At 64.1% G+C, this 25,193-nt stretch carries 20 protein-coding genes; 11 read left to right on the plus strand and 9 right to left on the minus strand.

Going from position 1 to position 25,193, the window contains the following annotated elements:
• Positions 1-15: 15 nt before the first annotated feature.
• From BAU07_RS09810 to BAU07_RS09840, 7 genes are all read right to left on the minus strand, one after another.
• A complete protein-coding gene (locus tag BAU07_RS09810; RefSeq protein ID WP_066656712.1) occupies positions 16-774 on the minus strand; it encodes a 3-hydroxyacyl-CoA dehydrogenase in 759 nt (252 codons plus the stop codon).
• Positions 775-801: 27 nt separating this feature from the next.
• On the minus strand, positions 802-1,455 hold the full coding sequence (gene adk / locus BAU07_RS09815) for an adenylate kinase (RefSeq protein ID WP_066656715.1): 654 nt from the start codon (positions 1,453-1,455) through the stop codon (positions 802-804).
• Positions 1,456-1,545: 90 nt separating this feature from the next.
• On the minus strand, positions 1,546-2,310 hold the full coding sequence (kdsB, locus tag BAU07_RS09820) for a 3-deoxy-manno-octulosonate cytidylyltransferase (protein WP_066656719.1): 765 nt from the start codon (positions 2,308-2,310) through the stop codon (positions 1,546-1,548).
• A gap of 6 nt (positions 2,311-2,316) precedes the next feature.
• Entirely contained in the window at positions 2,317-2,505 is a 189-nt protein-coding gene (locus tag BAU07_RS09825; protein WP_066656721.1) for a Trm112 family protein, read from the minus strand.
• A gap of 9 nt (positions 2,506-2,514) precedes the next feature.
• A complete protein-coding gene (gene lpxK, locus BAU07_RS09830; RefSeq protein WP_232338332.1) occupies positions 2,515-3,492 on the minus strand; it encodes a tetraacyldisaccharide 4'-kinase in 978 nt (325 codons plus the stop codon).
• Positions 3,493-3,557: 65 nt separating this feature from the next.
• Positions 3,558-3,968 carry an ExbD/TolR family protein gene (locus BAU07_RS09835; RefSeq protein WP_066656724.1) on the minus strand — a complete coding sequence of 137 codons (411 nt, stop codon included), beginning with the start codon at positions 3,966-3,968 and terminating at the stop codon, positions 3,558-3,560.
• On the minus strand, positions 3,965-4,636 hold the full coding sequence (locus BAU07_RS09840) for a MotA/TolQ/ExbB proton channel family protein (RefSeq protein WP_084025546.1): 672 nt from the start codon (positions 4,634-4,636) through the stop codon (positions 3,965-3,967). The genes BAU07_RS09835 and BAU07_RS09840 overlap by 4 nt, the downstream gene beginning before the upstream one ends.
• A 347-nt stretch (positions 4,637-4,983) precedes the next feature.
• On the opposite strand from BAU07_RS09840, the gene xseA reads away from it, so the two are divergent.
• From xseA to pcaF, 4 genes are all read left to right on the plus strand, one after another.
• Positions 4,984-6,345 carry an exodeoxyribonuclease VII large subunit gene (gene xseA / locus BAU07_RS09845; RefSeq protein WP_066656725.1) on the plus strand — a complete coding sequence of 454 codons (1,362 nt, stop codon included), beginning with the start codon at positions 4,984-4,986 and terminating at the stop codon, positions 6,343-6,345.
• 107 nt (positions 6,346-6,452) lie between these two features.
• Complete coding sequence (gene sodB, locus BAU07_RS09850; protein ID WP_066665225.1) at positions 6,453-7,031, plus strand: superoxide dismutase [Fe]; 579 nt, start codon at positions 6,453-6,455, stop codon at positions 7,029-7,031.
• 152 nt (positions 7,032-7,183) lie between these two features.
• Positions 7,184-8,572, plus strand: coding sequence for a chloride channel protein (locus tag BAU07_RS09855; protein ID WP_066656726.1), 1,389 nt, complete (start codon positions 7,184-7,186; stop codon positions 8,570-8,572).
• 125 nt (positions 8,573-8,697) lie between these two features.
• Positions 8,698-9,903 carry a 3-oxoadipyl-CoA thiolase gene (gene pcaF, locus BAU07_RS09860; protein WP_066656744.1) on the plus strand — a complete coding sequence of 402 codons (1,206 nt, stop codon included), beginning with the start codon at positions 8,698-8,700 and terminating at the stop codon, positions 9,901-9,903.
• A 148-nt stretch (positions 9,904-10,051) separates the two neighbouring features.
• Here pcaF and BAU07_RS09865 read toward each other — a convergent pair whose 3' ends face one another.
• Positions 10,052-10,558: a DUF192 domain-containing protein gene (locus BAU07_RS09865; protein WP_084025548.1), complete on the minus strand. Its 507-nt coding sequence runs from the start codon at positions 10,556-10,558 to the stop codon at positions 10,052-10,054.
• A gap of 93 nt (positions 10,559-10,651) precedes the next feature.
• Positions 10,652-10,924 (minus strand): cold-shock protein, encoded by a 273-nt coding sequence (locus tag BAU07_RS09870; RefSeq protein WP_066656774.1) that lies wholly within the window; start codon positions 10,922-10,924, stop codon positions 10,652-10,654.
• 222 nt (positions 10,925-11,146) lie between these two features.
• Between BAU07_RS09870 and clpS the strand changes: the two genes are divergently transcribed.
• The 7 genes from clpS (at position 11,147) to BAU07_RS09905 (ending at position 25,078) form a co-directional block, all read left to right on the plus strand.
• On the plus strand, positions 11,147-11,461 hold the full coding sequence (clpS, locus tag BAU07_RS09875) for an ATP-dependent Clp protease adapter ClpS (RefSeq protein WP_066656776.1): 315 nt from the start codon (positions 11,147-11,149) through the stop codon (positions 11,459-11,461).
• 110 nt (positions 11,462-11,571) lie between these two features.
• Positions 11,572-16,779 (plus strand): alpha-2-macroglobulin family protein, encoded by a 5,208-nt coding sequence (locus BAU07_RS09880; protein ID WP_415830269.1) that lies wholly within the window; start codon positions 11,572-11,574, stop codon positions 16,777-16,779.
• Positions 16,776-19,001 carry a penicillin-binding protein 1C gene (gene pbpC, locus BAU07_RS09885; protein ID WP_084025552.1) on the plus strand — a complete coding sequence of 742 codons (2,226 nt, stop codon included), beginning with the start codon at positions 16,776-16,778 and terminating at the stop codon, positions 18,999-19,001. The genes BAU07_RS09880 and pbpC overlap by 4 nt, the downstream gene beginning before the upstream one ends.
• 52 nt (positions 19,002-19,053) lie before the next feature.
• Complete coding sequence (gene clpA / locus BAU07_RS09890; RefSeq protein ID WP_066656778.1) at positions 19,054-21,357, plus strand: ATP-dependent Clp protease ATP-binding subunit ClpA; 2,304 nt, start codon at positions 19,054-19,056, stop codon at positions 21,355-21,357.
• Positions 21,357-22,703, plus strand: coding sequence for a paraquat-inducible protein A (locus BAU07_RS09895; RefSeq protein WP_066656781.1), 1,347 nt, complete (start codon positions 21,357-21,359; stop codon positions 22,701-22,703). Before clpA ends, BAU07_RS09895 begins: the two co-directional genes overlap by 1 nt.
• A gap of 24 nt (positions 22,704-22,727) precedes the next feature.
• Complete coding sequence (locus BAU07_RS09900) at positions 22,728-24,416, plus strand: PqiB family protein (RefSeq protein WP_066656785.1); 1,689 nt, start codon at positions 22,728-22,730, stop codon at positions 24,414-24,416.
• Positions 24,413-25,078, plus strand: coding sequence for a PqiC family protein (locus BAU07_RS09905; protein WP_066656788.1), 666 nt, complete (start codon positions 24,413-24,415; stop codon positions 25,076-25,078). The genes BAU07_RS09900 and BAU07_RS09905 overlap by 4 nt, the downstream gene beginning before the upstream one ends.
• Positions 25,079-25,193: the final 115 nt, after the last annotated feature.

The following is a 25,193-nucleotide window of genomic DNA, read 5'->3' on the forward strand; positions in this document are numbered from 1 at the left end:
TCGACGAGCCGGGACTTATTTGGGCGGCATGCGGATGGCCCCATCCAGCCGGATGGTTTCGCCGTTGAGCATGTCGTTGGTGATGATGCTGTGCACCAGCTTGGCGTAGTCTTCCGGGCGTCCCAGGCGGGCGGGGAAGGGAATGCTGGCAGCCAGCGAGTCCTGCACTTCCTGGGGCATGCCGAAGATCATGGGCGTGCCGAAGATGCCCGGCGCGATGGTCATGCAGCGGATACCGACCTTCGCGAGGTCACGGGCAATCGGCAGCGTCATGCCTGCGACGCCTGCCTTCGAAGCTGCGTAGGCGGCTTGCCCGATTTGCCCGTCAAAGGCGGCTACCGAGGCCGTGTTGATCAGGACGCCGCGCTCGCCGGTCGGTTCGGGCGTATTGCCGCTCATGGCTTCGGCCGCAAGCCGCATCATGTTGAAGCTGCCGACCAGGTTGATCGACACCACCTTGTGGAAAAGATCCAGTGGATGCGCGCCATTCTTGCCGACGATGCGGGCGGCTGGCGCCACGCCGGCGCAGTTCACCAGTCCGAACAAGGCGCCGTTCGCCGTGGCCGCGGCCACGGCGGCTTTTGCATCGGCCTCCTGCGTCACATCACAGTGCACATAGCGTTGTCCCAGCTCGGCGGCCAAGCGGCCACCGGCCTCGTCCTGCACATCCGCGATGACCACGCGGCCGCCATGAGCGACAAGCATGCGTGCGGTGCCGGCGCCGAGTCCCGACGCACCGCCGGTGACGATGAACACTTTGTTTGCGATTTCCATGACTGGCTCTACCTGCTTGGGACCGGCTTAGCTTTGAAGCGCGGCAAACAGCCGCTGGCGGATTTCGTCCACTGCGCCCACCCCGGAGATCTTCCGGTAGCGCGGCGCGGCCGGGTCCGATTGAGCCCAGTTCGCGTAATAGTCGACCAGTGGCCGGGTCTGCTGACGGTACACAGACAGGCGGTTACGCACCGTTTCCTCGCGGTCGTCGTCGCGCTGTACCAGGGGTTCGCCCGTGATGTCGTCCTTGTCGGCCGTCTTTGGCGGATTGAAGCGCACATGGTAGCTCCGCCCACTGGCCGGGTGCACCCGGCGGCCGCTCATGCGTTCGATAATGTCCTCTTCGGGCACTTCGATTTCCACTACGTAGTCCAGCTCCACACTGGCATCCTTGAGCGCGTCAGCCTGTGGGATGGTGCGCGGAAACCCGTCGAAGAGATAGCCGTTCGCGCAATCGGCCTGCCGCAGGCGGTCTTGCACGAGACCGATGATGATTTGGTCGGAAACCAGGCCGCCCGCGTCCATGACCTTCTTGGCCTCTATCCCCAGCGGAGTGCCCGCCTTGACGGCGGCTCTCAGCATATCGCCGGTCGAAATCTGCGGGATGCCGAAATGCTCGGTGATGAAACCGGCCTGGGTTCCTTTACCGGCTCCGGGAGGGCCGAGCAGGATGAGACGCATAAGAGCTCCTGATTGAATGTATTTTTGTGATGGGCCCGATTATGCCGCATCGACCGGAGCCCCCGCCCCGGCGAAGGGTCAGACCGATCCTTATAACCGATTTGCGTACACCTCACGCACGCGCTCCAGGTCCGCCTGTGTGTCGACGCCCGCCGCGGGGGCGTGCTGCACCTGATGGACGAGGATGACGTAGCCGTGCTCCAGTGCACGCAGCTGCTCGAGCGACTCATAGCGCTCCAGCATCCCTTGCGGCAATCGCGGAAAGCGACGCAGAAATCCCGCGCGATATGCGTACAGTCCCACATGGTGCCACGCGGGCAGTCCCGGCGCCATCCGCCGTTGGCCGTCGGCCAAGGCATCGCGGGCCCACGGAATCGGCGCGCGGGAGAAGTACAGCGCGCGGCCATCCGCTGCGCACACCGCCTTGACGACGTTGGGATTGAACAGCGACTGCACGTCGGCAATAGGCGAGGCGCACGTTGCGATGGCGGCGTCCGGACGGGTGTGCAAGAGGTGAGCGACGGCGTCGACCAGACCGGGCTCGATCAGCGGCTCGTCGCCCTGGACGTTGACCACGATGGTGTCGTCCGGCAAGTCCAGCAGGTCGACGGCCTCCGCAAGCCGGTCCGTGCCGGTCGCATGGTCGGCGCGGGTCATCAGCGTTTCGACGCCGTGGCTGCGCGCGGCCTGCGCGACCCGCGTGTCATCCGTCGCGACCAGTACGCGCGTCGCTGCGGACAGCGCCGCGCGTTCAGCGGTACGCACGACCATGGGCTTGCCTGCTATGTCGGCAAGCGGCTTGTCGGGCAGCCGCGTGGAAGCGGCACGCGCGGGGATGATGGCGACGAAAGCCACGATGCGCTACGAGGCGTCGGCGCCGCGCTCGCCATCGAGCGGGCGCGCTTCGCTTTCCAGCATGACGGGGATCCCGTCGCGAACCGGGTAGGCGAGCCGATCGGCGTTGCACACCAGTTCAGCGTTCTGGCGATCGAATCGCAGTGGGCCCTTGCAGATGGGGCAGACGAGGATGTCGAGCAGTCGGGATTCCATGCGCGGATTTTAGTGGAGTTTGTCGCGTGCCGGCAGGCACCCGGTAAGCCAATCGAAGAAGCCCGGATCCGAGAAGCGCGGCGTCACCGGTACGGCCCACAAGCGGTTATCGCCCAGTCCGCTGCATTTGACCGCGTCCTTGGCCGTCACCAGGATGAGCGCCGCTTTCAATTCGGCGAACGGCGAATGCGCGTAGCTGTAGTGATCGGGCAGGGCCATGGTGGTGTCGGGCGATACCCCGGCGCCACGCAAGGTCGAGAAAAAGCGGCCGGGATTCCCGATTCCGGCCGCCGCGGCGATCCCCCGCGTTGCGTAGTCTGCCTGCAATTCCCATAGCGTTCGCAAAGTGCCATCGCGCAGATTCCATGCGGCGCCGGGCTCCATCCACATGTTCAGGCGCCGGGGCGCTCCGGGTTCGGGCACAGCGATCGGTACAGGGCCCGATACGTTGGTTACGATGGCATCCACCGTGGCCAGCCGCGTGGCGGGTTCGCGCAGCGGGCCGGCGGGCAGCAGGCGGCCATTGCCGATTCCACGGTCGTCCTGGACGAGGATCTCGATGTCGCGCGCGAGCGCGAGATGCTGTAGCCCATCATCCGACACGATGACATCGATCTGCGGGAAGGCACCGAGCAGGGAACGCGCCGCCCTCGGCCGATCTGGGTGCACGCTGATCGGGACCCCCGTCGAGCGTCCGATGAGCGCGGGCTCATCGCCAAACCGCTCGGGCGGCAGGTCGCCGTGGCCGACGCGTGGGCGGGGACCGATCTTGACGCCATAGCCGCGGCTGACCACACCGGGGGTCCAGCCTCGCTCGCTCAATGCCTGCACGATCGCGGTGACGACGGGCGTCTTGCCGGTCCCACCCACATAGACGTTGCCGACTACGATGACCGGGACGGGCGCCCGGTAGGCCGGCCGCCAGCCCTTGCGATAAGCCGCTTCCTTGGCCTTGACCACCCATCCGGCCAGCCCGGACAGCGGCATTAGCAGGTCGGACAGCCATCCTCCGCGCTGCCATTGTGTCTGGAGCAGGGACCGTAGTGTCTGGCTCACCGCGCGATCTGGGTTGCGAAATTCACCCGCGCGATGCCGGCGAGGCGGGCGGCCTCCATGACATTGACCACCGTCTGGTGCGTGGCCTGGGCGTCGGCGTTGATGACCAGTACCGGGTCGGCTTTGCCGGCCACCGCGCGTCGCAGTGCGTCGGCGATATCGGAGGTGGCGGACACTTCCAGCAGCCTTCCGTCCAAGGCGTAGTGGCCATCCTGGCTGATGGCGACTTCGATCGGCGCAGCAGCACGCTGCTCGGCCGCCGCTTGCGGCAGCGTGACCTTGAGCTGGCTGAAACGAGCGAAGGATGTGGTCGCGGCCAGGAAGATCAGGATGACAAGAAGCACGTCGATCAGCGGGATCAGGTTGATCTCCAGTTCGTCGTGCCGGCGATGGTTGCCGAAATTCATGCCAGCGGATCCTGAAGCGCAGCGGCGCGTGGCGTGAAGAGCGCCTCGTCTTCGTCGGCTCTGCGCCGTCCCGGCGTCGCAAGGATGCGCGCCGTCCGACCCGCCGCGTTCTCCATCAGATACATGTATCCGTCCACGCGTGCGCGCAGATAGCGATGAAAGATCATCGCGGGAATGGCGATCAGTATGCCGAAGCCTGTGTTGTACAAAGCGACGGAGATACCGTGCGCCAATTGCGCCGGGTCCCCGCCCACCGGGGAGTACGAGCCGAAGATGTCGATCATGCCCACCACGGTACCGAAGAGCCCCAGCAACGGGGCGACGACGGCGATGGTGCCGATGCCGCCTATGTAGCGATTCAGGTCATGGGCGACGGCGCGGCCCACGTCCTCGACCGCGCTGCGGAGTTCTTCGCGCGGCAGTTGGCGCTGGCGGAGCACTTCTGCCAGTACCCGCCCCAAAGGGGAATTGCGTTCGAGGCGGGCGATCGCATCAGGAGTGTCCTGGCGGTTGCGCACCATGTCGAGCACCTGGTTCACCAAGCCGGCCGGCGCGACCTGGCGACGGCGCAGGGTGAACAGCCGTTCGAGGATCAGGGCCAGGCACAGCACGGAGGTGGCAAGCAGGGGCCAGATGGGCCAGCCCGCATCACGGAGGACGGACAGCAAGAAGGAACTCCAGAGGGAGCGCCGCCGGCGGGTTGCCGACGGCGCGGGATCAGCGCACTGTAACGGCGGCGGGGCAGCCCTGGCAATAGCCCCCGGCGCGCGCTGAGCTATCCACAATTTTTGTGGATAATTCTGTGCAGAACCTGTGCCGATCCCGCATTTCCGCGGGCTCTTCCTCGGACATCGGTAATCGGTGCAAATGGCCTCGGAAGCGGGTTTCCGATTAAAAACAAGTACTTATGAAGACGTTTTAAAGCGAAAAGGCATGCAGTGTAAAAAAGCGCTCCTTCAGTACCGCCGGCCCTGTATTTTCGCGCCCTGTGGACAGGTTTAGCCCGGAAACCCTTATGACACTTGAATTTCAGATCAAAAACGACGCGCTGGCGGGCGAAATCCTGACAGTCGGGCAACTCAATCAGGCGGTCGGACGGGTGCTGGAACACAGCATTCCCCTGGTCTGGGTGCGGGGCGAAGTGTCGAACTTTACGCAGGCAGCCTCGGGGCACTGGTATTTCACACTGAAGGACAGCCGGGCCGCGGTACGCACGGTAATGTTCCGAAGCCGTGCGACGGCGGTCGGATTTGTTCCGCGTGCCGGCGACAAGGTCGAGGTGCGCGCGCGTGTTTCACTGTATGAGCCGCGGGGGGACTACCAACTCCAGGCGGAGGCCATGCGGCGTGCCGGTCTGGGCGACCTGTTCGAAGCCTTCTTGCGGCTGAAGCAGAAGCTGGAGGCAGAGGGTTTGTTCCTGCCTGAGCGCAAGCGGGCCATCTTGCCCCTGCCACGGGCCATCGGGGTGGTGACCTCACCCCATGCTGCAGCGCTACGCGACGTTCTTTCGGCTCTGGCGCGTCGCGCCCCCCAGGTACCGGTCGTCCTGTATCCCGCGCCGGTGCAGGGCGCCGACGCCGCGACCCGGTTGGTCGCCGCCATCGCGGCAGCCAACCGCCGCGCGGAGGTGGATACCCTCTTGCTGGTGCGGGGCGGGGGCAGTATCGAAGACCTGTGGAGCTTCAACGACGAGGCGCTCGCCCGTGCGGTCGCCGGCAGCTCGATTCCGATTATCAGCGGTGTGGGCCATGAAACCGACTTCACCATCGTCGATTTCGTCGCCGACCTGCGCGCACCAACACCGACCGCCGCCGCGGAACTGGCCTGCCTGCCGCGCCTCGATCTGTACAACCGGGTAATGCGCCTCGCGGGCGCAATGGTGCGCGCACAGGAGCGGCGCCTGGAGCGGTTGACGCAGCGCCTGGACCGCGCCGCCGGGCAACTGGCCTCGCCAGGCCAGCGTCTGGCCCATCAGCGCGAACGTCTGGCCACGCTGCGCCACCGCTTGCTCAATGCCTGGAGCGCACCACAGGCGCGGCGGCGCGCACGTATCGAACTGCTCCTGGCCAAGGTGCTGCATCGGGGACCCGACGTGGCGCGCGCCGCGGATCGCTTGCATGAACGGGTCAGGCGCATGCAACAGGCCCACGGCCATCTCCTCGCGAGCCGCCGTGCGCGGCTCGAAGCATTGACCGCCCATTTGCGGGCTTTCGACCCGCAGCATGTGTTGGCGCGCGGCTATGCAGTGGTGCGGGACGAACAGGGTCGCGTTATTCGCGATGCGGGCAGCCTGATGGCAGGCCAGAACCTGGCGGTCCTGTTCAGCCGCGGCGATGCCGATGTGACCGTCGTCACATCGCGTGCGGGTAGCGATTGAACGCCACCGTACTTATCCCGGGTTGCAACAGGGGTAAGTGCGCCGCTGCAAAAAGTGCCGATACAATGTTCGGCTTGATCGTGCTCTCAACCAAGAAGGAACTCGACATGCCGCACACGCTTCCCCCATTGCCTTATCCCATGGACGCTCTGGCTCCGCACATCTCCAAGGAAACGCTGGAGTTCCACTATGGCAAGCACCATCAGACCTACGTCACCAACCTGAACAATCTCATTCCCGGGACCGAGTTCGAAAACGCCTCCCTCGAGGACATCATCAAGAAGTCCTCGGGTGGTGTGTTCAATAACGCGGCCCAGGTGTGGAACCACACGTTCTATTGGAATTCGCTCAAGCCACAAGGCGGCGGCGCGCCCACCGGCAAACTGGCCGACGCAATCAACGCCAAATGGGGTAGCTTCGACGGGTTCAAGGAAGCTTTCAACAAATCGGCCGCCGGCAACTTCGGGTCGGGCTGGACCTGGCTGGTGAAAAAGGCGGATGGTTCGGTCGACATCGTCAATACGAGCAACGCTGCCACGCCGCTGACCACCGCTGACAAGCCCTTGCTTACCTGTGATGTGTGGGAGCACGCGTACTACATCGATTATCGGAATGCCCGTCCCAAGTACCTGGAGAATTTCTGGAACCTGGTGAACTGGGACTTCGCCGCGAAGAATTTCGGCTGATTTGACTTTCGGCTGTGCAGGGGCCGCGACCTCCGGGTCGCGGCCCTTTGTTTTGTCGCGCGTCCAGCACCGCGTTTAATGGGCATTGAACGCCATCCGGCTGGCATGGGGTGGTATGGTTACGGCCTTGTTCCCCCGGGGTCTCCTTTCGTATGTCCCAAGCCCACACCCTACGCAGCGTCCGTGCGCAACTGCGCCGAGCGCTGCGCCGCAAATCGCGCCAGGCGCGGCGGCTGTCCCGCAAGTCGGTGCAGATGGCGCTGCTTCTGGGTGGGGCCGCACTGGTGTCTCTGGTTTCGTTGGGTTTTACCCGGCTCGCCGACTACGCCCTTGAATTGAATGCGAACTGGGTCGCGCGCACGGGATGGATCGCCTTCGTTCTTTTGCCGTTCGGGCTGGCGCTGATCCGCTGGCTGACGCTGCGCCTTGCACCCAATGCCAGCGGTAGCGGCATTCCGCAGGTCATCGGGGCCTTGTCGCTGCCGCCGGGGGCAGGACAGTCCAGCCTGGTGTCGCTACGCCAGACGGTATGGAAAATTCCCCTGACCTTCCTGGGCATGCTGGCCGGCGCCTCGATCGGACGGGAAGGGCCCTCTGTGCAAGTGGGCGCCGCCGTCATGCTGGCCTGGGGCCAGTTCTGGAAGAAGCGGCGCCTGCCGTTGCAAGGCTTCCATAACAATGAGTTGATCGCGGCCGGGGCTGCGGGTGGCTTGGCAGCCGCCTTCAACGCGCCTTTGGCTGGCGTGATCTTCGCCATCGAGGAACTCGGACGCGGAACCCTCCTGCGCTGGGAGCGGCTGGTGTTGATCGGCGTGCTGGCGTCCGGCTTCATGGTGGTCGCCGTGGCCGGCAACAACCCATATTTCGGCGTGTTCAGCGGTGCGCCGGTGGCCGACATGGTCGGCTGGGTCCTGCTGTGCGGCCTGGTCAATGGCATCCTGGGTGGCGTATTCGGCCGGCTGCTGGGCAAGGGGCCTACTGTGCTGGTGCCGGCGAGTTGGCGTGCAGCGGTGCGCGCGCATCCGATTTGGACCGCATTCATTCTTGGCGTGGCGTTGGCCGCGCTCGGTTTCGCGATGGGCGGCTCCGTCTACGGCACGGGTTACGGCGCGGCGGCGCAATTGCTCGCCGGCGGCAGCCTGGGGCACGATGGTTTCGGCCTTGCCAAGCTGGCGGCCACGGTGGCCTCGTATTGGGCCGGCATACCGGGCGGGATTTTCACTCCGGCGCTTACCACGGGCGCAGGCATCGGCCAGCAAATCTGGCAAATTACGGGTGGCGCTGTCGACCAAAGGGTGTTGGTATTGATTTCCATGGCGGCTTTCCTGGCGGCCGCGACGCAGGCGCCGCTCACTGCCAGCGTAGTGGTGATGGAAATGACCGGCAGTCAACCCATGCTCTTCTGGCTGTTGTTGGCTGCGCTGTCGGCTTCCCTGGTATCGCGGCAGTTCTGCCCGCAGCCTTTCTACCATCAGGCCGCCGGCCGGTTCCGGCGCCAGGCCATCGTTGAGGCGGGCCGGACGGCTCGGCCCGCCACATGAGCTAGCCGTTTGCGTTCCGTCCATACCGTAGACGCTGTCCATGCCGTGGACGCCTGGGGCCGGGCTTGACTAGGGCGAAACTGCCCTGAGCTACCATTTCGCTTCAGACTTCTTACGAGCGAGACATGACCGATCAAGCCTATATCTGTGACGCGATTCGTACTCCTTTCGGCCGTTATGGCGGCGCATTGTCGTCCGTGCGCGCAGATGACCTGGCGGCCGTTCCGATCAAGGCTTTGATGGCGCGCCACGCCGGCGTGGCCTGGGAAGAAATCGACGACGTCATCTTCGGTTGCGCCAACCAGGCCGGCGAGGACAATCGAAATGTCGCCCGCATGGCGGCGCTGCTGGCCGGGCTTCCATCTGCTGTTCCGGGCGCCACGGTGAACCGCCTCTGCGGCTCGGGGCTCGATGCCCTGGGCACCGCGGCGCGGGCCATCCGGGCAGGCGAGGCCGGCCTGATGATCGCCGGCGGGGTCGAGAGCATGAGCCGCGCACCTTTCGTCATGGGTAAAGCCGATACGGCGTTTTCGCGTAACGCGGCGATTTACGACACCACCATCGGCTGGCGCTTCGTCAACAAGCTGATGAAAGCGCAATACGGCGTCGACTCCATGCCGGAGACAGCCGAAAACGTCGCCGTGGAGTTCAAGATCAGCCGTGAGGACCAGGATCGCTTCGCCCTGGCCAGCCAGCAGAAGGCGGTAAAGGCGCAGGCAAGCGGCTTGTTCGACGCCGAGATTACGCCGGTGTCGGTGCCCCAGAAGAAAGGCGATGCCGTCCTCGTGGCGAAGGACGAACATCCCCGCGATACCAACATCGAAGCCCTGTCCCGTCTCAAGGGCGTTGTCCGCGATGGCGGCACCGTCACGGCGGGCAACGCGTCCGGCGTCAACGATGGCGCTGCCGCGTTGCTCCTTGCCGGCGAAGCGGCGCTGAGCAAGCACGGCCTGAAGCCGCGCGCCCGCGTCGTGGGCATGGCGACCGCCGGTGTGCAGCCCCGCATCATGGGCATCGGTCCCGTGCCGGCCACGCGCAAGGTGCTGGCCTTGACCGGGCTGAAGCTGGACCAGATCGACGTGATCGAACTGAACGAAGCTTTCGCAGCGCAAGGGCTGGCCGTGCTGCGCGAACTGGGCCTGGCTGATAGCGACCCGCGGGTGAACCCCAACGGGGGCGCCATCGCGCTCGGGCATCCCCTCGGCGCCAGCGGTGCGCGGCTCGCCACCACGGCGATCAACCAATTGGAGCGCACCGGCGGCCGCTATGCCCTGTGCACGATGTGCATTGGCGTGGGGCAGGGTATCGCCGTGATCCTGGAACGGGTGTAGGACGCACCGGCGTTAAAGGACGGGCCCCTTGCATTTCCCCACCTGTTCTTTATCCCGCATTTATCGCCGTCGATTAATCCCATTTATTTAGGACGCAAAAAAGCGAGCGCCCGGCTCGCTTTTTCCATTATGTATTCTTATCCGTACATTAAGGCAAACCTTCGATTTTCTTGCCCGCGGTGATGCCATGGTCCGCAAACCAGCCTTGCTTCATTTCAAGCGCGTAGCGGACCGCCTTGCGCGAGCAATGGGTGTCGTCGGTTTGCGGCGCCATGTCGGCGATATTGACCACGGTACCGTCGTCCGCCATGAAGGCGATCGACAGGGGCAGGGGGGTGTTGCGCATCCAGAAGCACTGCTGGTCCGGCTGGTCGAAGACGAACAGCATTCCCTCGTTGCCGTCCAGGGTCTGCCGGAACATCAGGCCTCGCTCCCGGGCCTCGTCGGTACGCGCGACCTCGGCCTGGATCACATGGATGCCGGCGGACAGTTGCATTTTGGGCAATACTGGCTGGGGTCCAGTCGGTTTCTGCGCCGCGGCCAGGGCTGGGAGCATGCCGAGGGTGAGCGCAGCAGCGGCAAGGAAGCCGCACAAGGCGTTATGGCCGCGGCGGGGCAACGGTAGGGCTTGCGGCAAGACAGCATCGGTGTGCATGATGGCTACGAAAGGAGGACGAAAAAAAGGCGGGGCGTCAGCCGCCCCGCCTTCGTATGGTACTCGAAGACGCTGATGAACTCGCCTGACCGCTCAGGCGGAGGTGATGTTCAAAGCCTGCTTGCCCTTGGGGCCCTGGATGACTTCGTACTTCACCTTTTGGCCCTCTTTGAGGGTCTTGAAACCGTTCATCTGGATCGAGGAGAAATGCGCGAACACGTCTTCAGTGCCGTCGTCTGGCGTGATGAAACCGAATCCTTTCGCGTCGTTGAACCATTTCACGGTGCCGGTTGTGCCTTTGGGCGCATCGGCGGTGGAGGCCTGTGGGGTGTCCCCTTGCTCACGGTTTGCGGTCGTATCGGACATGCGGACTGCCTCATGAATCGTATGTTGACAGAAGGGCTCCCCGGCCTGGCCGTCTCCCCCCCTCTTCCAAGTGCCTAACAAACAGTTGAAAGCGCTTAGAATTCTCCGATAATGCGCCGCTTTTCTTTGGGACGTCAAGTATGGAAACTACGCATTTCGACATGTAAAACTACGCCCGTTCGATACTCGGTTTTTCAAGCGTTAAATAAAATAGTCACCGCCATGAGCACAAGTACGGATACCCATCACGACCTCGTTGTAGAAAAGGAGAGCGCTCGCACCAAACCGCCGCCGATGTACCAGGTCATCCTGCTCAATGATGACTACACGCCGATGGAATTCGTCGTCAAGGTGCTGCAGAAGTTTTTCAACAAGAACGAGGACGAGGCCACCCGCATCATGCTGCAGGTGCACCATGAAGGGCGCGGCGTCTGCGGGGTTTACTCACGCGACGTTGCGCACACCCGGGTCAGCCAGGTGCAGCAATACGCGAAAGCCAAACAGCATCCGCTGCAATGCGTCGCGGAGCCTATTTGAATTTTTGGGCGCGCGCTGCGCAGGCCGCCCGCAAAAAGCAATAAACAATATGTGGCCTGCAGGCAGCCGGTTCAGATAAAACCGCGCCGGAGGCTTTTGCGGTCCAAAGCATGGGAGAGGGCGTCGTGGCGCAGGAGAAGCGGACCGGCCGTATGGCCGGCGCGGCCATCGTGGCTGCAGTAGTGCTTTTGGCAGGGCTTTGGTTTGGCTATCGTGCTTTTTTTCCCGGCGACGCACCGGTCATCGCCTCGACGCCAGCCGGCCGGGCTCCGGTCGCAGGGGCCGGCACATTACCGCCGTCGACCGGGACGGTAGGCACCGCAGAGCCCTTTGCCGCATTGAACTGCACGGCGCGGCAGTACCAGGGCAGCCTGGCCCTCTCCATCATGTTGACGCAGCCGGTAGACCGCAAGGCAGACCTCGGCCGCTATCTGCAGGTCGTTGACAGCGGCGCCGCCCCGGCGCCCGCAGAAAACGAGGGCGGCGAGGCGCCATCCGCGCCATCACGTCCCGCACCGGTCCAGAGGGGTGATCCGGCCACCCCGGGCAAGCAGGTCCAGGGCAATTGGGTGGTCGGGGAGAATCCACGTACCATCTATTTCCCTTACGTGCTGCCGCAACGACGCTACGCAGTCAGGGTAGGTGCCGGCTTGCCGGCCGCCAGCGGCACCGGCCTGGGGCAATCCGGGCACTGCCAGATCGATACCGACGCCATGCCTCCGACTTTCTATTTCGCCAGCCGTGGCGTGGTGCTTCCGGCGGGCCAGAATGGGGGGTTGCCGGTCGCCACGGTCAATATGCCTGAAGTCGATGTCCAGTTTCTGCGCGTGGCGCCCGAACATGTACCCGCGTTCTTCGATATTTTGCTGGGCAACCATCGCAGCCAGCGCGCCGATGCAGGCGAAGCGGACGACGAAGGAGATGGCGGCTATGGCGCCACGTCCTTGAAGGGCGCGGTGGGTGCCTGGGAACTCGACCGTCTGAACAGCATCGCCAGCAGTGTCTATCAGGGCCGCTTCCTCACGGACAACAGGCCGAACCGCCGGCATGTCACATTCCTGCCGATCGAGCAGATAAAGCCTTTGCAGGAAGCGGGTATCTACGTGGCGGTCATGAGCGAACCCGGGCGGTTTCGCACGGAATACCAGACCACCTATTTCTACGTCAGCGACATCGGCTTGCACGCGCGCCGTTATGCAGATCGCATCGAGGCCTTCACGGTATCCCTGAACTCTGGCCAGCCTATCGTCGCCGACGTTGTCGAGCTCCTGGACGACGCCGGTAAACCGCTCGCCAAGGCGACGGCCGACGCACAAGGCCATGTGGGCTTCGACGGGGCATATGAACGCGCCCGTGTCATCCGGGCCAGCCGCGGCAAGGAAATGACTGTGCTGGCCCTCGGCGAGCCGGCATTGGATTTGTCGGAATTCGATGTCGGTGGCCTGCCTTCGGTAAATAACAACCTTTTCGTCTATGCGGGCCGGGATTTATACCGACCCGGCGAGACGTTCCAGGTCTCGGTGCTGGCGCGCGATGCCGACGGCCGCCTGCCGGCCCCGGTCCCTTTGACCGCCACCTTGAAGCGCCCGGACGGCCGCGTCGTGCAGACGGGACTATGGCGGCCTGATGCAACAGTGCAGGGGTATGTTCAGCACGCCATCGATCTGCCCGCCGATGCGCAGACCGGGACGTGGTCCTTGGAGTTACGGGTGGACCCCGCGGCGCGCAAGGCCGACACCGTGTGGCCGTTTCACGTGGAGGAGTTTCTTCCGGAGCGGATGAAGCTTGCCTTGACGGCAGCCGACGGGGTCCTGGAGCCGGGGCAGGCCTTGAAGATCGCTGTGCAGGGCGATTATCTCTACGGCGCCCCGGCGGCCGGCAACCGCATGCTGGCGAGCTTCACTGTCAAGCGGGAGCGCCAGGCACTACCCGTACAGTGGCCCGGCTTCATCTTCGGGGATGTCGCCGACGACCGGATCCGCCACTACGAGGAACTGCCGGAGTCGCAGCTTGACGACCACGGCAAGGGTGAAATCGACGTCGATCTGTCTGGCCAGAAAGCGGCATCGCCATTGCAAGTCCGTGTGTCTGCCAGCTTGCTCGAATCTGGAGGCCGGCCTGTGGTGCGCTCGCTTTCGCGGTCGGTATGGCCGGCGGCCTCGCTGGTCGCCGTACGCCCATTATTCGATGGCGATGTCGCGCAGGAGAACACGCCTGCAGGCTTTGAGGCGGTGCGTCTCGACGCGCAGGGCAACATCGTGCCATTGGCGCAAGCGCAAATGCGCCTGTTTCGGGAGGACCGCCAATATTACTGGCGCTACGACGAACAGCGTGGATGGAATAGTGGATATACCGAGACGGATGAACTGACCGACACGGGTCTCCTGTCGCTGTCGGGTCGCGAAACCTTCAACGTGCCGGTAACCTACGGTCGCTATCGCCTGGAGATCACCGATCCGGAAACCGGGCAGACCTTGCGCTATCGCTTTTATGCGGGCTGGGGAGCGCAAAGCGAAGAATCCACGGGGAACCGGCCCGACCGGGTACGGATGAAGGTGGAGGGCTTGCCGGCCAAGCCCGGCGGCAGCTTGAAACTGACATTGACCCCGCCTCACGACGGACGTGCCTTGGTTACCGTGGAAGGCGACCGCATGCTCTGGTCGACCTGGGTGGACGCCAAGGCCACCGGCACGGAGGTCGAGGTGCCGGTGGACGCCGCTTGGAAACGGCACGACCTCTATATAGGAGCAGTCGTGTTCCGGCCGGGAAGCCAAGGCGATCGCGTTACACCGGCGCGGGCGGTAGGCCTGGCGCCTTTGCCCCTGGACACGACGAGCCGGAAGCTTGCGGTTCATTTGAACTTCCAGCCGCAGGGCAAGGTGTTGCCCGAAACCCGGGTCAAGGTGCGGGTGAAGGTCGACGGCGCGGCGGATACACCGGCGACAGTCACGCTATCCGCGGTGGACGTCGGCATACTCAACGTCGATCGCTACGCCACACCGGATCCCTTCGGCTATTTCTTCGGCAAACACCGTTACGCTCCCGACATGCTGGACATGTACGGCAAGCTGATCGAAAAAATGGACGGCACGCTGGGACGGCTGAAGTGGGGCGGCGATGCCGCGATGCGCGGGGATACGCGCACTTTGCCCAAGAAAGTGAAGCTGGTCGATCTTTTCTCCGGGCCCGTCACCCTGGACAGGAACGGGGAGGCGGAAATTCCCTTGGATGTGCCAGACTTCAATGGGACGCTACGGCTCATGGCCGTGGCGTTCACGGGTGAGCGCTACGGCAGCGCCGAAGCCGAAATGCTCGTTGCCGCGCCGGTCGTCGCTGAACTGAGCACGCCGCGCTTCATCACCCCGGGCGACCAGGCCGCCATCGCGCTCGATGTGACGAACCTCAGCGGGGCGACGCAAACCTTGAACATCGTGCTGGACGCTCGCGACCCGCTCTCCATCGCGGATAACACGCGAACCGTGACGCTCAAGGACAAACAACGCACCACGCTTCGATATACCGCGACCACCACCGGCTCGTATGGCCCGGGCCTGATGCGGCTGACCGTCTCCGGGCAGGGTGGACCCACGCCCTTGCAAATCGTGCGTGAGTCGGTCTTGCAGGTCGAGCCAGCGCAGGCGCCGGAACGCCAGGTTCACCGCATCCGTTTGATGCCGGGCGAGCGCTTCGCCCCGGACGCAGCCTGGATGTCGGCGTATTACCCCGATTCCGCGACGGTGAGTCTGGCCGTGTCCGGACGCCCGCCGTTCAATGTCGAGCGGCTTGTGCGCGATCTGCTGACTTACCCCTACGGTTGCACTGAGCAAACCATCAGCGCGGCATGGCCGTGGCTGTGGATGAACACGGCCACGGCGCAACGTTATGGCGTGAAAGATTTCTCGACCATGACGCAACAGCAACGGGTAGACAAGGCCCTGCAACGCTTGTCGGGCATGCGCGGGGCCAGTGGGGCCTATTCCCTATGGGGAGGGCCGGCATCCAACCGCGACGTGTGGCTTACGGCCTATGCGGTCAGCTTCCTGCAGGAAGCCCGCGACCGCGGCTATGCAGTGCCAGATACAGCACTCGAACGTTCACGCGTATGGCTGCTGCAGCAATTGCAGCAGACCGCGGCCGGCTTTGGTATGTGGTCCCCGGCGCTGCGGGCGGCCGTGGAGCGCAGACTGGGCGTGCAGGATGGTCGGGATGTGCTGCGCGAGGACCATCGGCGCTTCGCTGGACTGGCGGCAGCGGCACTGACCCTGGCACGCGATGGCAAGGCGCCGTTGTCGACGGTGCGGCAGTTGTTCGACAATTACCAGGAACGAGCCTTTTCACCGCTGCCGCTGGTGCAGCTTGCCGCGGCGTTCAAGCTGATGGGAGACCAGGGACGCATGCAGCGCGCCCTGGACGCCGCCATGAGCCGGCCCTATGGCTTGCCGGGCACCATGGGACGCGTGGACGACTGGCTGGGGGATTATGGGACCGCGGTGCGGGACCTGGCCCTTTCTTATGCCTTGATGCGGGAACATGACCTGCAACATCCGCGCCGCGAACTGCTGTTGGTCGACCTGGCGGCGCGGCTCGGCAATCGTGCCTACTTCTCTACGCAGGAGCAGATGGCCATGCTGCGGGCGGCGCGTGCCGCCGGTGGTGGTGGCGGCCAGGGCTGGGAAGTGACCGTAGCCAACGGCGCCGACAGGCAGGTCGTGCAGGGAGGCGACGACCGCACGCTGACCATATCGCCTGCGGCAGTCGCGGGGCTCCAGTTGGCCAACAGCGGGACGCAACCGGTGTTCGCGGAATTCGACGTGCAGGGCAGCGTCAAGACGCCGCCCGCACCGCGCACCGATATGATCCAGCTGCAGCGGCGCTGGTATCGTCCGGACGGCAGCGCCTGGGATGGTGGCGTCCTGCAAACGGGCGACATCCTTGTGAGCGCGATACGTGCCGACTCGAACTGGTCCATTCCCGACGGCCTCGTGGTGGATCGGATACCGGCGGGCTTCGAGATAGAAAACCTGAATCTGTCGCAGAACCCTGACATGAACGAATGGACCATCGCCAATCGGCGCGTGGCGGACGCCTTGTCGGATTCCCGGGTCAAGCATACCGAGTTCCGCGACGACCGCTTCGTCGCCGCCGTGACCCTGGGCCAGGGGCCTGTCGACATCTTCTATATGCTGCGCGTGGTCACGCCGGGTCGATATACCGTGCCGTCGGTCGTGGCGGAGGATATGTATCGCCCCGAGGTCCGCGGCGTGGGCGACTCTTGGAGCGATATCGAAATCCGCGATCGCAGCGCGCCGGTGAGATGAGCCTCTCCGGCGCCCATTCAAGGTCGGACGGCCCGCGCGGCGGGGCGCCCCGTAAACGGGGGTGGCGCCGTGTTCGCGCGCTTTTGCTGGTGCTCGCCGTTTGTGGGGCGCTGGCCGCCATAGCCGATCGTGTTTGGCCTTTGCCCGCCGCTTATGCGGACGGTGCACTGGTGGTCGCCGCGGCCGACGGCACGCCGTTGCGCAACTATCCCAGCCGGGACGGAATCTGGCGCTATCCCGTCGCGCCGCACCGCGTGTCGCCGCTCTACCTGGAAACGCTACTGACCTACGAAGATCGTTGGTTTCGCTGGCATCCGGGCGTCAATCCCGTTGCCATGGCACGCGCTGCGTGGCAATGGCTGGTCACCGGGCGCATCGTCTCTGGCGGTTCTACTTTGACCATGCAGGTGGCGCGCCTTATCGACCCGGCCCTGGCCGGCCGGTCGTCCCGCACGCTGGCCACAAAGATGCGCCAGGTCCTGCGCGCAGTCCAGCTTGAAATGCACTACAGCAAGGACGATATCCTGGCGATCTATCTCGGCCGCGCTCCGATGGGCGGTATCGTCGAAGGAGCTGAGATGGCGGCGCGCCTGTGGCTGGGGAAGTCCGCGCGTGACCTGAGTGCGGGTGAAGCGGCGTTGCTCACCGCGCTGCCTCAATCCCCCTCGTTGCTGCGGCCCGATCGTCATCCGGAGCAAGCGCGGGCGGCTCGCGACAAGGTTTTGGACCGTATGGCGCGACTGCGCCGATGGACGCCAGCGCAGGTGGCCGATGCGAAGATGGAGCCGGTGATGGCGCCGCCGCTACGCGCCCACTGGCTTGCGCCGTTGGCGGCACAGCGCCTGGTGCGCGGTGCGGGCGCCGCCCGGGGCGCCTTATCGGGCGCCGTTATTGCGTCGACTATCGACGCGGAAATCCAGGCCAGGGTCGAGCAACTGCTGATCGACCGCGTCGATGCGCTGCCGTCCAAGGTGTCGATGGCTGCGCTGGTGATGGACAACGATAGTCTGGCCGTGCGCGCGTACGCCGGTTCCGCGGATTACTCCGACAATACCCGTTACGCGCACGTGGATATGGTGTCGGCGGTGCGTTCCCCGGGGTCCACGCTCAAGCCCTTCCTGTACGGCATGGCGTTGGACGAAGGCCTGATCCATTCCGAAAGCCTGCTGCTGGACCTGCCGTTGTCTTTCGGCGGCTATGCGCCGGGAAATTTCCAAGCCGATTTCTCCGGTCCCGTCAGCGTCGCGCAAGCTTTACAGCGTTCGCTTAACGTGCCTGCGGTCGACCTGCTGGATCGTATCGGGCCCGCGCATTTTGCATCGGTTATGCTAGGCGCAGGCGTCCGTCTTCGCATGCCGGCCGGTGCCACGCCCAATCTGAGCTTGATTTTGGGCGGGGGCGGCACCACCTTGGAAGAACTGGTCGGCGCCTATCGCGCTTTGGCGCGCGGTGGCGTTGCCGGTCGCCCCCGGCTGGATCCCCGGCAGCCCTTGCAGGAGTCCCGTATGATAAGTCCCGGGGCAGCCTGGATCGTGCGTGACATCCTCGAAGGTGGCGGGCATCCGGACCGGCCGTTGTACCAGACTGCCGCGGCTGGCAAGGCGCTCGCCTGGAAAACCGGAACCAGCTTCGGCTTTCGTGATGCCTGGGCGGTCGGCGTAACGGACCATTGGACCATCGGTGTGTGGGTGGGACGGCCGGATGGAACGCCCAATCCCGGGTTTTTCGGCGCCAATGTGGCGGCGCCGCTGCTGCGAGACATCGTGGCGGCGATGCCGGACGCGGCTGCGCTGCCGCGCGTCCGCCCCGCAAGCGTTCTGCCGGTCGTGACCTGCTGGCCGTTGGGCGTGAGCACGGACGAGGTGCCCGCCGGCTCATGCCCGCAGCAGCGGCTGGCGTGGACTTTGAACAACACCGTTCCGCCCTCGTTTGCGGGCTATGCGGATACCGGGCAGGCTCCGATACGCCTGGTCGGCGTTGCTGACGGTTCGGTATTGCGTCCCGTCCCGGGACAGCGTCGCGTCGCTATGGACGTCGACGCGAGCGGGGCGCAAGGTGAGTTATGGTGGATGCTGGACGGCCGCGTGCTCGCACAAGGTCAGGCCGGTCATCCTTTTACAGTGTCGCTGGCGCGCGACGGTCGGTATACGCTCACGGTCATGGACAGCCGCGGGCGTTACGACCGGATCGAATTTGAAATCGCTGGCGTTACGCTCCGATAGGCATAGAATATGTCTTGTGTTTATGTCCGCTTCGATGCGTCATGGAGGAAGCGTGATTTCCCAAGAGCTTGAAGTCAGCCTGCATATGGCTTTCGTCGAGGCCCGATCGGCCCGACACGAATTTATTACAGTAGAGCATCTGCTGTTATCGCTGCTCGACAACGCGTCGGCGGTCGAAGTGTTGCGCGCCTGCGCGGCGAATCTTGATGATCTTCGGCGTAACCTGCGCCAGTTCGTCAACGAGAACACGCCCGTCATTCCCAGCGGTGCCGAGGTGGATACCCAGCCCACCCTCGGGTTCCAGCGGGTGATCCAGCGCGCGATCATGCACGTATCGGCGGGCGGCAGCGGCAAGAAGCCGGTGACCGGAGCCAATGTGCTGGTGGCCATTTTCGGCGAAAAGGATTCGCACGCCGTGTATTACCTGCAGCAGCAGGGCGTCACACGGCTGGACGTCGTCAATTTCCTGTCGCATGGCATCACCAAGCAGCCGCAGGTCGAATCCGCCGCGTCGCAGAAGGAGCAGCAGCCGAATCCGGAGGAACAGGGCGAATCGCGCCAGTCCCCCCTGGACCAGTATGCGACCGACCTGAATGCCGCCGCGTTGGCCGGACGCATCGATCCACTGATTGGCCGCGAATCCGAGGTGGAGCGCGTCATTCAGGTCCTGTGCCGGCGCCGGAAGAACAACCCATTGCTGGTTGGCGAAGCCGGAGTAGGCAAGACTGCAATTGCCGAGGGGTTGGCATGGCGGATCACGCGCGGTGAAGTGCCGGAAATCCTCCAGGCGGCGCAGGTTTACGCGCTGGATATGGGTGCCTTGCTGGCGGGAACCAAATACCGTGGCGATTTCGAACAGCGGCTCAAGGGCGTCCTCAAGCAATTGCGCGGCAATCCCGACGCCATCCTGTTCATCGACGAGATCCACACCTTGATCGGCGCCGGTTCGGCGTCGGGCGGTACGCTGGACGCCTCCAACCTGCTCAAGCCGGCCTTGTCGTCAGGGCAACTGAAGTGCATCGGTGCGACCACCTATACGGAGTATCGCGGCGTGTTTGAAAAGGACCACGCGCTGTCGCGCCGGTTCCAGAAAATCGACGTCAGCGAGCCCAGTGTGGAGCAGACCGTGCAGATCCTGCGTGGCCTGAAGACACGTTTCGAAGAGCACCACAATGTCCGTTATTCGGCTGCTGCGTTGCTTGCGGCTGCCGAGTTGTCGGCGCGCCATATCAACGATCGGCATCTTCCGGACAAGGCGATCGATGTGATCGACGAAGCCGGGGCGGCTCAACGCCTGTTGCCGCGTTCACGGCAGAAAAAAGTCATCGGGAAGGTCGACATCGAGAACATCGTGTCGAAGATCGCCCGCATTCCGCCGCAGTCGGTCTCCAATGACGACCGCAGCAAGCTGGCAACGCTGGACCGGGATTTGAAGACCGTTGTGTTCGGGCAGGATGGAGCGATCGAGGCATTGGCCGCTTCCATCAAGATGGCGCGCTCGGGCTTGGGCAAACCGGAGAAGCCGATTGGCGCATTCCTTTTCTCGGGCCCCACTGGCGTGGGCAAGACCGAGGTCGCCCGTCAGTTGGCATTCACCATGGGTGTCGAGCTGCTGCGCTTCGACATGTCGGAATACATGGAACGCCACGCGGTATCGCGCCTGATCGGCGCGCCCCCGGGGTACGTCGGCTTCGATCAGGGCGGACTGCTGACGGAGGCGATTACCAAGCAACCGCATTGCGTCCTGCTGCTCGACGAAATCGAAAAGGCGCATCCGGATGTGTTCAACATCCTGCTGCAGGTGATGGATCATGGCACGTTGACGGACAATAACGGCCGCAAGGCGGACTTCCGTAATGTGATCCTGATCATGACGACCAACGCGGGCGCTGAAACATTGAATCGGCCGTCCATCGGGTTCGCCAACTCCCGCGTGGTCGGTGATGAAATGGCCGAGATCCGCCGGATGTTCACGCCGGAGTTCCGCAATCGCCTGGACGCCATCATTCCGTTCTCGCCGCTGTCGCGCGAAATCATCCTGCGCGTCGTCGACAAGTTCCTGATGCAGCTGGAAGACCAGTTGCATGAGCGTCGCGTCGATGCGGTGTTCACGGAGTCCCTGCGAGCCCACCTGGCCAAGGAAGGTTTCGATCCGCTCATGGGAGCGCGACCGATGCAGCGCCTGATCCAGGACACCATCCGACGTGCATTGGCCGACGAATTGCTGTTCGGCAAACTGGTCGATGGCGGGTCGGTTACCGTGGACCTGGATGACGAAGGCAAGGTTCGGCTTACTTTCGGTGACAAGCCGGCCTCGGACGCGCCTGACGCGCAGGAAGTCGCCCTGGCGGATTAATGGCAGTCGAAGCGCCTCTTACCTCCTGCGGGCATTGCGGCAGCGTGTATCGCCGCCAGGAGTTGGGGCCAGGTGAACAGGCTTCATGCAGCCGATGCGGCACCGTGCTGTGGCGGTATAGCGGTCTGGCGATATCAGGGTGGTTGGCGGTTGCGCTGACCGCCCTGATCGTTTTTGTGATCGCCAACGCCTATCCCGTGGCCATTATGCGGGTGCAGGCCATGGTGCAGCAGGCGTCCTTGCTGAATGCCATCACGGTTACCTGGGACCAGAACCACGAGCTCGTCGCCGTGATGACGGGCTTGGCGGGTTTCGTTCTGCCCCTCCTGCAGCTGTTGTTGCTCCTTTGGGTCCTGTATCCGCTTGCGGTTGGTACTCTGCCCCGCGGCTTTGCGATGGCGACGCGTTGGCTGGGCATGCTGGAGCCCTGGAGCATGGTGCCGGTGTTCCTGCTGGGTGTCCTGGTGGCGGTGGTCAAGCTGGCAGGCATGGCCGCCGTATCGCCCGGGATAGGTCTGGGCGGCTTCGCGTTGTTGACGATTCTGCTTACCATGCTGGGTCGCCTGACGCCGCATGTGGTGTGGCGGTTCGCCGAAGACCGCGGGATCGTGCCCGTGCACGTGCCGCAGGCGGGGGAAGGGGAAGTCCTGACTGGATGCCATGTATGTGGACAGGTGCAGGCGGTGCAGCGCGGTGCGCCAGAGGGCAGGCACCATTGCCTGCGTTGCAATGCTATCGTGCATTTGCGCAAACCGGATCATTTGAACCGTACGTGGGCTTTGTTGATAGCGGCCGCCATCCTTTATATTCCGGCCAACATCCTGCCTGTCATGAATATCGACTCGCTACTTGGCAATAGTGCGCATACCATTCTGGGCGGCGTGATCGAACTCTGGCAGACCGGTTCCTGGGACATTGCCGTGATCGTGTTTGTCGCCAGCGTGATGGTCCCGATCACCAAGCTGCTGTCGCTGGCGATATTGGCATGGCAGGTGCAACGGGGCAATGTGAATAACCTGCGCCAGCGCACGCGGCTTTACGGAATCGTCGAGTTCATTGGGCAGTGGTCCATGCTGGATGTGTTCGTGGTAATACTGCTGGCCGCGCTGGCGCAGTTCCAGGGTTTGATGGCGATCAGCGCCGGGCCCGGGGCCGGCGCGTTTGGCATGGTGGTTATTTTCACCATGCTGGCGGCCATGAGTTTCGACCCGCGCCGCGGATGGGACCACGCGGTGGATCAAGGCTTGGAAGATGACGCGGTGGCCGCACGGGAGCGGGCCGATGTGGGCATCAAGCCTGGTGTCCATGACCGGCCGGGGGTACCGGCGGACAGTGGGAACGCATAAGCATAAGGAAAAGGAAGCAGCAGCATGTCCGACCCAGTACCGCCCGGAAAAAATAATGAAGTCCGGGCGCCGGAAGTCACGCGCCGGAAACGAGGTATATCCTGGATCTGGCTGATCCCCATTGTGGCCGCCCTGGCAGGGCTCTCCCTGCTGGCACGTACCTGGTTTGAATCCGGGCCGACCGTCACCATCACGTTCAATACCGCCGAAGGCCTGGAAGTGGGCAAGACGCGGGTGCGGTACAAGGACGTGGATATTGGCACGGTGAAAAGCATACGGCTCAGCGAAGACCGGTCCAAGGTGATCGTCAGGGCGGAACTCGCCAAAGAGGCCGCCAGTATTGCGCGCCAGGACACCCGGTTCTGGGTGGTGCGTCCGCGACTGGGCTTGAGCGGCGTATCGGGCCTGGGCACGCTGCTGTCGGGCGCGTATATCGGGGTGGACGCGCCCAACGGCAAGACGCTGGATGGCAAACCGGTGTCCGATGAAGAAAAGACCGACTTCGTCGGCCTGGAGTCGCCTCCGGAGGTCACCCACGATCGGCCGGGCAAAAGGTTCACCCTGCGTGCCTCTGACCTGGGTTCGCTGGACGTTGGTTCCCCTGTGTATTACCGCCGTATCAGTGTTGGCCAGGTGATCGGTTATCAGTTGGACAGCACCGGCCATTACGTGAATATCCAGATCTTCGTCGATGCGCCGAATGACCGTTTCGTCACGGCCGATACGCATTTCTGGAACGCCAGCGGTGTCGACTTCACGCTGAATGCGGATGGATTGAAAGTCCGCACGCAATCGCTTCTTTCTGTCGCGGTGGGCGGAATTGCGTTCGGGCAGAAGAGTGGCGATGCGCCGTCACCGCCCGCCAAAGCCGATACGACCTTCGCGCTCTTCAATAATCAGAGCGTCGCCGAAGCCACGCCCGACGGTGAGCCGTTCCCGGTCGTGATGCGTTTTGACCAGTCCATTCGTGGCCTGGGGGTCGGGGCGCCGATCGATTTCAATGGCGTCGTGCTGGGCCAGGTCGATTCCATCACCATGGACTTCGACACACGCACCAAGCAGTTCTTCGCGGTAGTGTATGCAAACCTGTATCCGCAGCGCCTGGGACCGGTCTATGAGCGCGTGCGCGCGTTCGCCGAGCGCGAGGATGGCAAGGATCCGGCGCACCCGGGCGAACGGTTGCTTGCATCGATGATCGAGCATGGATTGCGAGCGCAGTTGCGCAGCTCCAATCTGCTGACGGGCCAGCTATACGTCGCGCTGGACGTGTTCCCGCGGGCGCAGCCGGTGGAGTTCAAGATGGCGAATCCGGCTCCCATTCCGACGATGCCGGGCAATCTGGATCAGTTGCAGCAGCAGATCAGCAGCATTGCGGCCAAGCTCGATAAGATTCCGTTCGACAAAATCGGCGAGGACCTGCAACGCACGCTGGCCAGCACGTCGCGGCTCATGGGCCGCCTGGACACGCAGCTCGCGCCGCAAGCCCAGGCCGTGCTCAAACAGGCTAACAAATCACTGATAGACCTGGGCAGGTTGCTGGCTCCGGATGCCGACCTGCCAGTGAATGCGCAGCGCGCCATGGACGAACTGGGGCGTGCGGCGAGATCCCTGCGCGCGCTGGCCGACTATCTCCAAGCAAACCCCGAAGCCCTGCTGCGCGGTCGCGGTCCTGATCCCTTGCCAGGCGCAGGCACCATTGGAAAATCACGATGAAAGCCCACTCCGCCCTGAAGCTGACCGCCGCCGGCCTTGTGCTGGGTGCGGCCCTCATCGGCTGCGCCGCGTCGCCCCCGGTGCAGTATTACACCCTGGTCGGTCCGGAGACCGCGCAAGCTGCACCGACGCGGGACCAGGGGGGCGGGGCCTCGCCATACCTGCTGGTTGTGACGCCGGTGAATGTGCCGCCTCAGGCTGATCAACCGCAAATCATGATGCGCCAGCCGGATGGCACGGTCGCGGCCTATTATTCCGACCGTTGGACAGCGCCCCTGCCTGACGAAATCCGCGGGGCGCTTTCCGCCGCGCTGGTGCACGACCTCGGCGTGCTGGATGTCCAGTCCATTACCGCACCGGCTTCCGCGCCCGTGTGGCGCGTACAGGTAGATGTCCAGCGCTTCGAAGCCGTGGCGGGCGGTGCGGCCGTGGTGGACGCGACATGGCGTATCCGGCCTAGCAATATTCAAGGCGGGGCCCTGCTTTGCCGCAGCGTCGTGCAGGTGCCCATTGGCGGTTCCGCACCGGCTCAGGCGGTCACTGCGCTGCGGCAGGCCACGGCGCAACTGGCATCCACCATCGCGACGGGCATACGCGCCGGGGGCCACCGCGCGCAAGCCAGTGGAGACCATGTTCGGCTGTCAGGCTGCGTACCTTCGTGAACCGTTCAGCCGACCGCGCGTGTACGGCGTATTAATTAGGGTTAACCCTAGTATTCGTTGAGGTGCAACCCGCCTAACATCCCGCTCCAACCCGCGCCGCCCAAGGGCGCGCCTC

It is taken from the genome of Bordetella flabilis (assembly GCF_001676725.1).
Taxonomy (GTDB): Bacteria; Pseudomonadota; Gammaproteobacteria; order Burkholderiales; family Burkholderiaceae_B; genus Bordetella_C; species Bordetella_C flabilis.